Consider the following 13,299-nt stretch of genomic DNA (forward strand, 5'->3'; position numbering starts at 1 on the left):
AGGTCGCGTGGCCTCCCTTGTCTGTGCGGGGGCCGACCCGCGGTATTCGCGGTCAAGTAAAATTCCTGTGATCAGTCCGAGAAGAGAAAGGGATCGAAGTGACCGCGCATACCGAGCAGCTCGAGTTCCAAGCAGAAACACGTCAGCTGCTGGATCTGATGGTTCATTCAATCTATACGAACAAGGACAGCTTCCTTCGTGAGTTGATCTCCAACGCTTCGGACGCGCTGGACAAGCTCCGCCTCGAGTCTTACCAGGACAAAGACCTCAACGTCGACGTCTCCGATCTGCATATCGAGATCGACATCGACAAGGCAGCACGCACCCTGACCATCCGCGACAACGGCATCGGCATGTCGCGTGACGAGGTCGTCGACCTGATCGGCACGCTCGCCAAGTCCGGCACCGCCGAGGTCCGTCGCAAGCTCAAGGAAGCCAAGGATGCAGCGGCATCCGAAGAACTGATCGGTCAGTTCGGCATCGGCTTCTACTCCACGTTCATGGTCGCGGACAAGGTCACGCTGCTGACCCGCCGCGCCGGTGAAGATCACGCGACGCGCTGGGAATCGACCGGCGAAGGCACGTACACGCTCGAGCATGTGAACGAGGCACCGCAGGGTAGCTGCGTGACCCTGCACCTGATGCCCGAGGATTCCGAGAACGGCCTGCACGACTACACGTCGGAATGGAAGATCAAGGAACTGGTCAAGAAGTACTCCGACTTCATCGCGTGGCCCATCCGCATGGATGTCGCTCGTACGTCGACGCCGGCCGAGGGCGAGGAGCCCGAGGTCACCATCGAGACCGAGACGATCAACTCGATGAAGGCGCTGTGGACTCGCGCCAAGGACGAGGTGTCCGAGGACGAGTACAAGGAGTTCTACAAGCACGTCAGCCACGCCTGGGACGAGCCTCTCGAGGTCATCCCGATGAAGGCCGAAGGTACTTTCGAATACCAAGCGCTGCTGTTCATTCCGTCGACGGCGCCGTTCGATCTGTTCATGCGTGAGCGCAAGGCCGGGATCCACCTCTACGTCAAGCGCGTCTTCATCATGGACGACTGCGAAGAGTTGGTGCCCGATTACCTGCGCTTCGTCAAGGGCGTGGTCGACGCACAAGACCTCTCGCTCAACGTCTCTCGTGAAATTCTGCAGCAGGACCGGCAGATCGCTGCCATCCGTCGTCGTCTGACCAAGAAGGTCCTCTCGACCATCAAGGACATGAAGGCGAACGAGCCGGAGAAGTACTCGACTTTCTGGACCGAGTTCGGACGCGCGCTCAAGGAAGGCCTGATGGCCGATGCCGACAACCGCAAGACGCTGCTCGACATCTCGTCCTTCGCCTCGACCAACAGTGAAGAGGGCGTGACCACTCTCGCCGAGTACGTGGAGCGCATGAAGGACGGTCAGGAACAGATCTACTTCATGACCGGCGAATCTCGTCACCTCATCGAAAGCTCGCCGCACATGGAGGCTTTCAAGGCCAAGGGCCTCGAGGTTCTGGTACTTACCGATCCCGTGGACGAGATGTGGGTCGACGCAGTCTCGGACTTCGACGGCAAGACCTTCCAGTCGATCGCCAAGGGCGAGGTCGACCTCGACACCGAGGACGAGAAGAAGGCGGCCGAGGCCGAGCGCGAAGAGAAGGAAAAGGAATTCGGCGCGCTACTGACGTGGCTGACCGAAACCCTGTCCGAAGACATCAAGGAAACGCGTCTCTCGACGCGACTGACCACGTCGGCTGCCTGCATCGTCGGCGACGCGTTCAGCATGTCTCCGACGCTCGAGAAGATGTACAAGGCTTCGGGTCAGCCTGTTCCACACAGCAAGCGCATTCTCGAGCTCAACCCGGAGCATCCGCTTGTCTCGGGTCTGCGGGAGGCGCAGGCCGCCAATGACAATGCAGAGAACCTGACGGAGACGGCTCAGTTGCTCTACGGCATGGCGTTGCTTGCCGAGGGCGGTGAACTGAGCGATCCGGCGCACTTCACGCGCCTGCTGGCCGATCGTTTGGCTCGCACAGTCTGATCTCGTCTAGCTCGCTCGAACTCCCGGCACTCACCTTCATCGGTGGGTGCCGGGAGTTTTTTCTTGATCGTTTTCTAATGAGGACCGTTTCTGTCCGCAATAACTTCTAACGTAGTTCTCACAGGGCACGAACCCACGAGCGAAGGAAAACATCATGAACGCACCGATCACCACCGTCACCGGCGAGCGCGCGGATCTCCTCCAGAGCCTGCGTCGGCATCGTGAATTCCTTCTCTTCACCGTCAAGGACCTCACCGACGAGCAGGCCGCTTCGAGGCCGACCGTGAGTGAACTGTGCCTCGGCGGATTGATCAAGCATGTGGGTCAGGCGGAAAAGGGATGGGTCGACTTCATTCTGGAAGGGCCGGCCGGACTTGGTGGGGACTTCGACCCGACCCAGTGGTCGGAAGAGATGCAACAGGAACGGGCGAACGAATTCGCGATGGTCGAGGGTGAAACCTTGGCAGGCATCGTTTCCGAGTACGAGGGGATCGCGGCCAGGACCGACGAGTTGGTGGCCTCGCTGGACAGCCTCGACATCTCGCATCCACTGCCGTCGGCGCCGTGGTTCGAAGCGGGAGCTCGCTGGTCAGCGCGGCGCGCATTGCTGCACATCATCGCCGAGACGGCCCAGCATGCGGGCCACGCGGACATGCTTCGCGAAGCCATCGACGGTTCCAAGACGATGGGTTGATGGATGGATTGATCCACCGGGATGTTTACACATCACACAAATATGTAACACTAGTGTCTATGAGCACCGAAAAGTCTGCCTTGCAACCGCCGATGCAGTGGGACGCCTGGGGCGATCCGGCCAAGAAGCGTGAACTGTCGGACGCAGTCACATCATTGTTGACCGGATTTCTCGGTGTCTCCGCACCGACTCGATCGCGTCTCGCCATCGAAGACGTCCAGGTGGCTCCGTCCGCTATGACCCAGTCGCATGTCGAAGCGCTGGCTGGGCTGGTCGGGGCCGAGTACGTCAGTACCAAGGATTCCGATCGAATCCTTCGGGCCGGTGGCAAGAGCACCCCGGATCTGCTTCGCCGCCGTAGCGTCGAGCCGCAGGACGCACCGGACGCAGTCGTCACTCCAGGGACAGACGCAGAGGTCGAGCAGGTTCTCCGATACTGCTCTGCCAACCGGATCGCAGTGGTCCCGTTCGGTGGTGGCACCAGCGTCGTCGGCGGGCTCGATCCCATTCGTGACGGGTTCGACGCAGTTCTATCTCTCGATCTGCGCAGGTTCGATCAGCTTGTCGGGTTGGACGAGGAATCGGGCATTGCGACGTTCGGCGGCGGAACTACCGGCCCACGGGCCGAGGAGCTTCTGCGTGAGCACGGTTTCTCGGTCGGGCACTTCCCGCAGAGCTTCCTGTTCGCCACTCTGGGCGGGTTTGCCGCCACCCGGTCTTCGGGGCAGGCGTCGGCTGGATACGGGCGCTTCGAGGACATGGTTCAGGGCCTCACCGTTGTCACCCCGAGTGGAGTGATCGAGACCGGGCGTGCGCCGGCATCCGCTGCAGGCCCCGATCTGGGTGAGCTTTTTGTCGGCTCCGAGGGCACCTTCGGCGTCATCACGCACGTGCGTGTGCGGGTTCACCGTCTGCCCGAGACCACCGTGCGCGAAGGGTGGAGCTTCCCCGACTTCGCCACCGGCGCAGCTGCATTGCGTGAGCTGGTCCAGGAAGGATCGGCTCCGACCGTGCTGCGGTTGTCCGACGAGGCCGAGAGTGGCGTGAATTTGGCGACCACCGACAAGATCGGCGAGAACGCCTTCACCGGTGGTTGCCTCGGCATCACTACCTACGAGGGCACCGCTTCGCACACCGCTGAACGGATGGCGGAGGCCCGAGCAATTCTCACCGCTCACGGCGGCACATCGCTCGGCGAGGAGCCCGGAAACAGCTGGGAACACGGGCGATTCGATGCACCGTATCTGCGTGACGCTCTCCTCGATGTCGGTGCGCTGTGTGAAACCCTCGAGACGGCAACCACCTGGGGTAACCTCGCGAACCTGCGCTCCTCGGTCACCGAGGCGCTGACCAAGGCTCTCGTCGAGCAGGGGACTCAGCCGCTCGTGATGTGCCACATTTCGCACACCTACAAGACCGGTGCTTCGCTGTACTTCACCGTGGTCAGCGCGCAGACCGAGGATCCGATCGCTCAGTGGCACAAGGCGAAAACTGCCGCTGGCGATGCGATCATCGCCGCCGGTGGCACGATCACCCATCACCACGCTGTCGGCGCCGATCACCGCCCATGGATGAAGGACGAGATCGGTGAACTGGGCGCGAACATCCTTCGCGCAGTGAAGAATGCAGTGGACCCTGCCGGCATCCTCAATCCTGGAAAGCTGATTCCGTGACCGAAACCCGCAGTCAGATCGAGAAGGTTACCGTCCTGATCAATCCGATGGCGGGACATGGTCACGCGCCTGCGGCAGGACGCAAAGGTGTTGCGCGACTGCGCGCTCGGGGAGTTGCCGTCACCGAGATCATCGGAACCGACGCCGACGACGCCAAGAAGTTGGCGCGTCGTGCGATCGAGGACGGTACCGACGCACTCGTGGTTGTCGGCGGCGACGGTGCCATCAGTATCGGACTGCAGGCCGCCGCGTTGACCGAGACGCCCATCGGGCTCATTCCGGCAGGCACCGGCAACGATCACGCCCGTGAGTTCGGTATTCCCACAGGCGATCCCGAAGCAGCAGCCGATGTCATCGCAGACGGTGTCGTGCAGCAGTCCGACCTGGCGAAGATCACGCTGGCCGACGGTTCCGTCGTCTGGTCGGGAACGATCATCGCGAGCGGATTCGATTCGCTGGTCAGTGAACGGGCCAATCGGATGTCGTGGCCCAAGGGACCGATGCGCTACAACTTGGCGATGCTCGCCGAGTTGGCGAAGATGAAGCCGCTGCCGTACCGGATCGAACTCGACGACGAGGTCATCACGGTGGACGCGACGCTGGTCGCTGTTGGCAACGGGCGCTCGTACGGTGGCGGCATGCTCATCACGCCAGGAGCGTCGAAGTCTGATGGGTTGCTGGATCTGACCGTCGTCGGGCACGGTTCGAGGTTGCGTCTGGTGCGCCTGTTTCCGCGGGTGTACAAGGGAACTCACGTCTCCTTGGATGCGGTGCAGACGTACCGATCGAAGAAGGTTCGGTTGGTCTCCGAGGGCATCATCGCTTACGCGGACGGCGATCGGGTGGGGCCGTTGCCCATCACGATCGAGGCAGTTCCCATGGCGCTCAACATCTTGACGCACACTCGGATCTGAGTCGGTTCTGCCGGGCACTAGGTAGCGGTGGTGTCAGACTTCTCGGATGAACGAATCGACGAAGTCGGCGCACCGCCGCGCTGCGTGGACCTTGGAGAAATGGCAGCTAGCCATCGACATCCCGTTGACCGCTGCGGCCTGCCTGTTCTTGGTGGCGTACGCGTACCAAGTGCTGGCGCAACCGACGGGCCTTCCACATCGTCTGACCGAATGGACGATGTGGGCTGCGTGGGTCGTTTTTGCCGTCGACTACGCAGTTCGCCTGTGGTTGGCACCTGCCCGCGGTCGCTGGTTCGTCAGGCATCTCTTGGACTTGGCGATGGTGGTGTTGCCCATGCTGCGTCCGCTTCGCCTACTTCGGTTGGTCACACTGCTTGCGATAGTTCACCGCTCGAGCGGGCAAAGCTTGCGTGGACGGGTGGTTATTTACGCCACTGGTGCCACGGCCTTGCTGATCGGTGTCGCGGCGCTGGCCATGCTCGATGCCGAGCGTCACGCGCAGGGCGCTGCCATCACGTCGTACGGAACGGCATTGTGGTGGGCGATGGAGACGGTCACGACCGTCGGTTACGGAGACATGGCGCCCGTTACCACGACCGGGCGCATGATCGCCGGAGCATTGATGATCGGCGGAATTGCGTTGCTGGGCATCGTGACTGCCACACTCGCTTCCTGGTTGGTCGAGCGCGTGGCGGAAACAGGACGAGGCATCCCAGGCCGCGACGCGTAAGCAGGTGGCGGACCTGTCCGAGGAAGTCCGAGCCTTGGCCACCCGCACGCACCGAGTCGATCTCGCGTCCGTCGATACCGATTCGCTGCGTCGCGAACTGGCGTCGAGGGGAGTCGTGGCGCAGCATGCACCTTCGGACAATTGACCCGCAGTACAGCAAACAATAGAACGATGGTCTGATAATCTTGCGTGATGGTGGCGACCCACGGATTTCAGCGCGCGCGCAGGCCTGAGCAGATCGAAGCGCGTCGGTGCGCGATTCTCGATGCGGCCCGCGCGATGCTCGGGTCCAGGCCCGTCGCCGACATCAGCCTGCGTGAGCTCAGTGAGAGCGTCGGACTGGCGAAGTCCAACGTGCTTCGCTACTTCGACAGTCGCGAGGCCATCTTTCTCGAAGTGCTCGACGAGAACTGGGTAGCGTGGCTGGACGGGTTGTCCGAGTCGTTGACTCCGACCAGTGACGACTCACCGTTTGCCGCTGAAATTCATGTGGCATCCGCGGTTGCGGAATCGCTTGTCTCACAGCGGTTGCTGTGCGAGTTGATGAGCGTCATGGCTGGTGTCCTCGAAAGAAACATCTCCGTCGACTTCGCCCGTGACTTCAAGAAGCGGGCAACGGTCAACTCGGGAAGGTTTGCGTCGCTGATTCATTCGCAATTGCCTCACCTCTCGGAGGGCGACGCGGCTCAATTCGCCAAGGTAACCCTGGTGATTGTTGCAGGCTTGTGGCCGACTGCCGAGCCTGCCGAATCCATGGTCGTCGTACTGAACGAGATGCAGGCGCCCCCTGCTGCCGACATGTTCGCAACCGGCCTACGTGAAGGTCTGATCAATCAGCTCGTCGGGCTGTCGGCGCGAGCGGCAACCCGAACGAGCTGAGCCCGTTCAGGCGCTGTGCAGCGTCAGGACGGTGATCTCGCTCGGTGCGAACACGCGGAATGGTGGACCCCAGAACCCGGTTCCGCGGCTTGTGTACAACTGCGTGCGGTCGCCGTGACGGGTGAGCCCGTGCACCGACGGTTGATCGAGTTTGACCAGAAGGTTGAACGGCCAGATCTGTCCGCCGTGGGTATGACCGGCGAGCTGCAGATCCACTCCCGCGGAAGCGGACTGAGTTACCTGCTTCGGTTGATGGGCGAGCATCAGGATCGGCAAATCGGGGTCGGTGCCGGCAAGGGCCATATCGAAGTTCGCGCCGTGACCGTCGAGCTTTGATCCCAGAGCGGTGGCGTCGTCGACTCCGGCGATGACCAGGTTGTCGCCGCCCTTGGTGACGACGAGGTGCCGGTTGTGCAGGGCATCCCAGCCGATCGAGGTCATGTAGTCGAGCCACTCCTGAGCCTCGTGGAAGTACTCGTGATTCCCGGTGACGTAGACACGAGCGAGTCTGGCTTCCACCGACGCGAGTGGGGTGGCTTGGCCGAGGCGCTGCTCCACTGTTCCGTCGGCAATGTCGCCGACGTGGGCCACGATGTCGGCGTCGAGTTCGTTGACTGCCGCGATCACGCGCTCGGACCACTTCTCGCGATTGATCGGGCCGAAATGGGTGTCGGTAATTGCGACTACCCGAAGCTTGTCCATTCCCGCTCCGAGGCGAGGGATGGTGACGTCGACGTGCTTGATCCGTGGCAGTCTCATGGCTTCCCGATAGCCCCAGATCAGCAGAACGGCCGAGGTGATCAGTGCCGCAACGGCGACGATTCTCGATCGAAGCGGGTCATCCACGCCGCCGACGAGCAATCCGAGCCTCAGGACTTCACCGAGCAGGGTCCACACGAACACGACCCAGATGATTCCGAGGAGGGCGTCGCCGACCAGGCGAACTGGATCGCGGTCAGTGTGTCCGTGGCTGAGCATCATGGTGGCAGGCAGGGTGATCAGGAGGGCGGCAAATAGAACGGTGCCGAAAACTGCCACCGCTGTCGGCCAGTCCGGCCGGACGAACAAGCTCCACCACGGGTACACGAACAACAGAGCCAAGATCGACGCGACAATCGAGGATATGGCAACGATCCGCAACGGTCTGCGGCGCGGAACTCGAGCGACGTCGGTCGCCTGGGGTGTAGTCACCCCGTCCAGAGTAAAGGTCCACTGGTCTATTAACAAGGGGACGGTGGTCCGCTATCGGAATGTCGGTGTTCTCGGATAGGTTTCCGAACGTTGAAACTCGGCCAGTGATCAGGTGGGTGGCGCATGGAGAAGTACGACGTCAAGAAGGCATACAAGGATCTCTATTCCCCCGGGCGCCGCGATTTTGCCCTCGTGACCGTCCCGCGCTTCGGCTACTTCGCCGTCGACGGTCACGGTGATCCCAACACTGCCACCGAGTACTCCGAGGCGCTCGAAGCGCTGTATTCGGTGTCCTACGCGACCAAATTCGCGAGCAAGAAGGAACTGGATCGCGACTTCGTCGTGGGCCCGCTGGAAGGGTTGTGGCGGGCAGATGACCCCGAGGTGTTCGTGACGCGGGACAAGTCGTCGTGGGATTGGACGATGATGATCTCGCAACCGGAGTGGATCACGGAGACGGAACTGTCTGCGTCGATTGACGCAGTCCGGGCCAAGGCAGTGCGGGCCAAGAAGGAGATTGCCGCTCTCGACAAGGTCAGGTTTCTCGAGTTGGAGGAAGGTCTGTCCGTCCAGATTCTTCACGTCGGCTCGTACGACGACGAAGCTCCCACCCTGGACCGGCTGCACAACACGTTCATCCCGTCGAACGGCCTGAGCTTCAACGGCGATCATCACGAGATCTACCTCAGCGACGCTCGCCGGACGCCGCCCGAGAAACTGAAGACGGTTCTGCGTCAGCCTGTTTCGAGGTAGCGATTACGGCTCGAGGCCGCGCAACTTCTCGAGGTCGCGTCGCTCGCGTTTGGTCGGTCTGCCGGCGCCACGATCACGTCGCGGAATGGACGCGATCAGTTCGGGAGGCGGTGGGGGTGGTGAATTATCCTGCAGGCAATCGGCGGCCAGTACGGCGCTGACTCGTTTCGTGATCGGCTTGACCACGACGACAATGCGTTCGATGCCGGATACACGCACCCGCACCTCGTCGCCGGCTTTCACCTGCTGAGCCGCCTTTGCCGACGTTCCGTTGACCCGAACGTGTCCCGATCGGCAGGCTGTCGCCGCCTGCGAGCGTGTTTTGAACAGCCGAACCGCCCACGTCCAGCTGTCCACGCGGACACTGATCGCGTCGGAGGGGAGTTGGGCTGGCACGCACTCCAGCCTACCGACGAGTGCTCACAGACCCTGCGCGCGGATGCCCGAGTAGGCGCGCGGTGCATACCGCAGTCGTAACGGCAGCAGATGCCAGAACCGATCTGTCAATGTCAGGAAGCGGGCGAACCAGAAGTACATTCGTTCGTCGCGCGGCGTCCATTCCCATCCGAGAGTTTCGCGCGCCTTCTCCGGCATCAGTGCCTTGCCGATCCAGTTCGCCACGGCCATCGTGGGGCGTGAGGTCAGACGCCACAGCCACGTCGGAACCTTCGGAGCCGGTGCGATGTCGTGCTCGGCGATGCGCGTCGACCATTTTGTGGTGTGGGTGTTGATCAGGTGGTTGTCGAGCATGTCTTCCCAGTACGTGCGGAAGCTGGCGTAGTCGTCGAAAGCCGGTCGGTCGGTGAGTCCGTAACAGCGCCACCAGGTTACGGCCTCACGGACAAGCTGGTCCTTCTGCTCCGCCGTGAACTTCTTGTACGCGAATCGCTCGTTGAAATCGAGTATCACCTCGAAGAACGTGACGTGTGTCCACCAGAAAGTGTCAGGAGCGAGGGCGTGGTAACGCCCGCCGGTTTCGTCGATTCCTTTGAGATCGGTGTGGAAGTTGCGAACGAGCGTGCCTGTGCCCTCTTCGGTCCGGTCGTACACGACGCCGTAGATGGGCGGCAGTGAGCGGAACAGGCGGTCGAGCGGGTTGTCGAAAAAATTCGAATGATCCTGCAGCGCTCCACTTACCGCGGGATGCATGTTCTGCAGCGTGCCTGCGCGTCCGAGATACAGCAGACCGCGAACGTCGCCGAAGTGTGTCCACGTCAGGGAACCGGGGCCGATCGGATCGGCTCGTAGTTCCCGGGGCTCTGGTCGCGCCTGGGGCTTAGGTCGACGAGTATCGGTGTCCGGATCGCTGCTCATCTGGTTGACCCTCCGCCTGCGCTCATGTGACAACGGTTGTTGTCAAATGATGACTTTTGCTGCGCCGCGCGAATTTGTCAATGGATTCGGCTAGATCTGCCCGAAAACAACTCCGGCCCCTCACCTGCAACAGGTGAGGGGCCGGAAGAGTGAAGCGGTCGGACTCAGGCGTATTCGTAGAACCCGCGACCGGTCTTCTTGCCGAGACGACCGGCGTCGACCATGCGGCGAAGCAGCGCCGGCGGAGCGTAGTGCGGTTCTGCGAATTCCGCGTACAGGGACTCTGCCGCTGCGAGGGCAATGTCGAGACCGACGGTGTCGAGCAGCGTCAGCGGACCCATCGGGTAGCCGCAGCCGCCCTTCATGGCCTCGTCGATGTCTTCTGCTGTGGCGTAGCCGGATTCGAGCATCCGAACTGCCTGGCACAGGTAAGGGATGAGCAGAGCGTTGACGATGAAGCCCGAGCGGTCGCCCGCGCGAACCGTCTTCTTACGCAAGGTGTTCTTGGCGTAGTCGGTGACGGCGAGAACGGTCTCTTCGGACGTCGTCAGGCTGACCACGATCTCCACGAGCGGCATGACCGGCACGGGGTTGAAGAAGTGAACGCCGACAACCTGGCCGGGGCGCGAGGTGGCCTTGGCGATCTTGATGACGGGGATCGACGACGTGTTGGTCGCCAGAATGCCTGCAGGCTTGACGATCTTGTCGAGCTTGCCGAAGATCTCGTACTTGAGAGCTTCGATCTCGGGAGCAGCTTCGATCACCAGATCGCGATCGGCGAACTCTTCCATGTCCAAGGTGACGCGGACGCGTGCGATCGCGGCGTCGGCTTCTTCCTGGGTGATCTTGCCCTTGGCGACGCCGCGGTTGATCGACTTGGCGATCCGTTCGCGGGCAGCGGCGGCAAATTCTTCTTTGGTTTCGAGCACCAATACCGAGCTACCGGCTTTTGCACATACCTCGGCGATGCCGGCACCCATGGTGCCGCCGCCGATTACGCCTACAAGTTCCACGATTCTCCTCAAAAATTAGGGGCAAGCCCCTGTGCGCCGTTCCGGTAGTCAGAACTACCAGAAAGGCGCACAGGGGCGCGAAGTGCCTTACTTCAACAGCGCACGCGACATCACGACGCGCTGAATCTGGTTTGTGCCTTCGTAGATCTGCGTGATCTTGGCGTCGCGCATCATGCGCTCGACCGGGAAGTCGGTGGTGTAGCCGGCGCCACCGAACAGCTGCACGGCGTCGGTGGTGACCTCCATGGCAACGTCCGAAGCGAAGCACTTCGCCGCAGCGGAGATGAAACCGAGGTTCTTCTCGCCGCGCTCGGCGCGAGCAGCGGAGGTGTAGACCATCAGACGTGCGGCTTCGACCTTCATCGCCATGTCCGCGAGCATGAACTGAACAGCCTGGAAGTCGCTGATGGACTTGCCGAACTGCTTGCGGTCCTTGGTGTACGCCAGCGCCGCGTCGAGTGCGCCCTGGGCCAGGCCGACAGCCTGAGCACCGATGGTGGGACGCGTGTGGTCGAGGGTCTCGAGTGCCGTCTTGAAGCCGGTGCCCGGTTCGCCGATGATGCGGTCGCCGGGGATGCGGCAGTTCTCGAAGTACAGCTCAGCGGTGGGGGAGCCCTTGATGCCGAGCTTCTTTTCCTTCGGTCCGACGACAAAGCCCTCGTCGTCCTTGTGGACCATGAAGGAGGAGATGCCGTTTGCGCCCTTGTCGGGATCGGTGACAGCCATGACGGTGTACCAGGTGGACTTGCCGCCGTTGGTGATCCAGCACTTGGAGCCGTTGAGGATCCAGTCGTCGCCGTCAGCCTTTGCGCGGGTACGCATCGAAGCGGCGTCGGATCCGGCTTCACGCTCGGACAGTGCGTACGACGCCATTCCGCCGTTGACGAGGTCCGGGAGCACCTTGGACTTGAGCTCTTCGGAACCCTTGAGGATCAGGCCCATGGTGCCGAGCTTGTTCACAGCGGGGATCAGCGAGGAGGAGCCACAGACGCGGGCGACTTCCTCGATGACGATGCAGGTGGCGACGGAATCGGCGCCCTGGCCGTCGTAAGCCTCGGGAACGTGGATGGCGTTGAAGCCCGACGCGTTGAGAGCAGTGAGCGCTTCCTCGGGGAAACGTGCGTTCTCGTCGACGTCCTTGGCGTACGGCGCGATTTCCTTCTCGGAGAGTCCGCGGATAGCAGCCCGCAGTTCGTCGTGCTCTTCGTTCAGTGCGAAGAGATTGAAATCCGGGTTTCCTGCCATGGGAACGCTCCTTGGTGAAGGTGGCTTGAAGGCGGTCGGTGCGGCTCCGGCGTTACCAGCGAGATTCGCGGACAGACCGGTGCCCATGACCCCAGTCAAACACGGCACTGAGTGCCAGGTCAAGGGATGGGTGTGTGAAGTTTCGGTGCACGAGCAGTGTCAGCCGAGTTGTTCGTGGATTTTTCTGCTGATCTCATCAGCGGACGTGCCCGGGGGAAAGGCTACTACCAGCACGGACTTCGATTCTGGCGTGCTGGTCTTGGACCCGGGTGCCACGCCGTACGTCCGCCGAACGTCGAGCAATGCCTGACTTAGTGCATCAGCTGTGGCGTCCTCGTCGCCTTTGATCATGCTTCGCAAGAGGTAGTTGTGGCACGCGGTGACAGCTGCGGCAAAACCGACAACCTCGAGGACAGGTTCGCGGGGCACAGCGCTGCGCAGGTAGTCGACGAAGAGGCGCTCGTAGCGGAATCCGGTGACGAGTTCGCGGTCGCGAAGAGCCGGAACATGCTGTACGACGCGGTATCGCCGCATCGACAGGTCTCGGTTCCTGCGGAAGAAATCGAACACCAGTCCCGCGGCCTCGCACACGGACGCCCAGGGGTCGGCGGAATCGGACGCGAGGAACTCTGCGACGTGTTCGAGGAGGGACTCGTGATCGGCGAAGATCACGTCTTCCTTGGAGCGGAACTGCCGGAAGAACGTCCGACGCGACACACCGGCGGCAGCGGCGATCTGCTCGACGGTGGTGGCTTCGTACCCGTTCTCCGAGAACAACCGGATCGCTTGAGACGCGACGTGTACCCGAAACTGTGCGGGGTCAGTTCCGGGTACATCGGAGCGCTCGGTCATGGATGCAAGTATCC

The 13,299-nt window shown here is 62.0% G+C and carries 12 protein-coding genes and 1 pseudogene; 7 read left to right on the forward strand and 6 right to left on the reverse strand.

Going from position 1 to position 13,299, the window contains the following annotated elements; genetic code table 11:
• Positions 1-98: 98 nt before the first annotated feature.
• The 6 genes and pseudogenes from htpG to ABIE52_RS27335 all read left to right on the forward strand — a co-directional run bounded on the left by htpG (position 99) and on the right by ABIE52_RS27335 (position 6,917).
• Positions 99-2,027 carry a molecular chaperone HtpG gene (gene htpG, locus ABIE52_RS27305; protein ID WP_192712220.1) on the forward strand — a complete coding sequence of 643 codons (1,929 nt, stop codon included), beginning with the start codon at positions 99-101 and terminating at the stop codon, positions 2,025-2,027.
• 154 nt (positions 2,028-2,181) lie between these two features.
• Positions 2,182-2,721, forward strand: a complete 540-nt coding sequence (locus ABIE52_RS27310; protein ID WP_030535159.1) for a DinB family protein — start codon at positions 2,182-2,184, stop codon at positions 2,719-2,721.
• A gap of 92 nt (positions 2,722-2,813) precedes the next feature.
• Positions 2,814-4,394 (forward strand): FAD-binding oxidoreductase, encoded by a 1,581-nt coding sequence (locus ABIE52_RS27315; RefSeq protein WP_161120304.1) that lies wholly within the window; start codon positions 2,814-2,816, stop codon positions 4,392-4,394.
• Positions 4,391-5,308, forward strand: coding sequence for a diacylglycerol kinase (locus ABIE52_RS27320; protein ID WP_192712221.1), 918 nt, complete (start codon positions 4,391-4,393; stop codon positions 5,306-5,308). Before ABIE52_RS27315 ends, ABIE52_RS27320 begins: the two co-directional genes overlap by 4 nt.
• Positions 5,309-5,354: 46 nt before the next feature.
• Positions 5,355-6,183 (forward strand): annotated as a pseudogene (locus ABIE52_RS27325) (potassium channel family protein).
• A gap of 47 nt (positions 6,184-6,230) precedes the next feature.
• The gene (locus ABIE52_RS27335; RefSeq protein WP_161120063.1) at positions 6,231-6,917 is read left to right on the forward strand and encodes a TetR/AcrR family transcriptional regulator; all 687 of its coding nucleotides are present in this window, start codon (positions 6,231-6,233) and stop codon (positions 6,915-6,917) included.
• A gap of 6 nt (positions 6,918-6,923) precedes the next feature.
• On the opposite strand, the gene ABIE52_RS27340 is transcribed toward ABIE52_RS27335, so the two are convergent.
• Positions 6,924-8,108 carry a metallophosphoesterase gene (locus ABIE52_RS27340; RefSeq protein ID WP_064114163.1) on the reverse strand — a complete coding sequence of 395 codons (1,185 nt, stop codon included), beginning with the start codon at positions 8,106-8,108 and terminating at the stop codon, positions 6,924-6,926.
• Positions 8,109-8,231: 123 nt separating this feature from the next.
• Between ABIE52_RS27340 and ABIE52_RS27345 the strand changes: the two genes are divergently transcribed.
• On the forward strand, positions 8,232-8,861 hold the full coding sequence (locus tag ABIE52_RS27345) for a GyrI-like domain-containing protein (RefSeq protein WP_007731353.1): 630 nt from the start codon (positions 8,232-8,234) through the stop codon (positions 8,859-8,861).
• Positions 8,862-8,864: 3 nt separating this feature from the next.
• Here ABIE52_RS27345 and ABIE52_RS27350 read toward each other — a convergent pair whose 3' ends face one another.
• The 5 genes from ABIE52_RS27350 to ABIE52_RS27370 form a co-directional block, all read right to left on the reverse strand.
• Positions 8,865-9,257: an RNA-binding S4 domain-containing protein gene (locus ABIE52_RS27350; RefSeq protein ID WP_029256216.1), complete on the reverse strand. Its 393-nt coding sequence runs from the start codon at positions 9,255-9,257 to the stop codon at positions 8,865-8,867.
• A gap of 24 nt (positions 9,258-9,281) precedes the next feature.
• Positions 9,282-10,175 (reverse strand): oxygenase MpaB family protein, encoded by an 894-nt coding sequence (locus ABIE52_RS27355; RefSeq protein ID WP_064114164.1) that lies wholly within the window; start codon positions 10,173-10,175, stop codon positions 9,282-9,284.
• A gap of 164 nt (positions 10,176-10,339) precedes the next feature.
• Positions 10,340-11,188 (reverse strand): 3-hydroxybutyryl-CoA dehydrogenase, encoded by an 849-nt coding sequence (locus ABIE52_RS27360; RefSeq protein WP_003940434.1) that lies wholly within the window; start codon positions 11,186-11,188, stop codon positions 10,340-10,342.
• A gap of 87 nt (positions 11,189-11,275) precedes the next feature.
• Positions 11,276-12,433 (reverse strand): acyl-CoA dehydrogenase, encoded by a 1,158-nt coding sequence (locus ABIE52_RS27365; RefSeq protein ID WP_003939784.1) that lies wholly within the window; start codon positions 12,431-12,433, stop codon positions 11,276-11,278.
• Positions 12,434-12,592: 159 nt separating this feature from the next.
• Complete coding sequence (locus tag ABIE52_RS27370) at positions 12,593-13,285, reverse strand: TetR family transcriptional regulator (protein WP_003939674.1); 693 nt, start codon at positions 13,283-13,285, stop codon at positions 12,593-12,595.
• Positions 13,286-13,299: the final 14 nt, after the last annotated feature.

It is taken from the genome of Rhodococcus sp. OAS809 (assembly GCF_040546695.1).
GTDB classification, from domain to species: domain Bacteria; phylum Actinomycetota; class Actinomycetes; order Mycobacteriales; family Mycobacteriaceae; genus Rhodococcus_F; species Rhodococcus_F qingshengii.

Excerpts from the sequence above, each read along its gene's own strand:
- ABIE52_RS27310 (WP_030535159.1), top strand. The coding sequence starts at position 2,182 with ATGAACGCACCGATCACCACCGTCACCGGCGAGCGCGCGGATCTCCTC.
- ABIE52_RS27315 (WP_161120304.1), top strand. The coding sequence starts at position 2,814 with ATGCAGTGGGACGCCTGGGGCGATCCGGCCAAGAAGCGTGAACTGTCG.
- ABIE52_RS27335 (WP_161120063.1), top strand. The coding sequence starts at position 6,231 with ATGGTGGCGACCCACGGATTTCAGCGCGCGCGCAGGCCTGAGCAGATC.
- ABIE52_RS27345 (WP_007731353.1), top strand. The coding sequence starts at position 8,232 with ATGGAGAAGTACGACGTCAAGAAGGCATACAAGGATCTCTATTCCCCC.
- ABIE52_RS27355 (WP_064114164.1), bottom strand. The coding sequence starts at position 10,175 with ATGAGCAGCGATCCGGACACCGATACTCGTCGACCTAAGCCCCAGGCG.
- ABIE52_RS27365 (WP_003939784.1), bottom strand. The coding sequence starts at position 12,433 with ATGGCAGGAAACCCGGATTTCAATCTCTTCGCACTGAACGAAGAGCAC.
- ABIE52_RS27370 (WP_003939674.1), bottom strand. The coding sequence starts at position 13,285 with ATGACCGAGCGCTCCGATGTACCCGGAACTGACCCCGCACAGTTTCGG.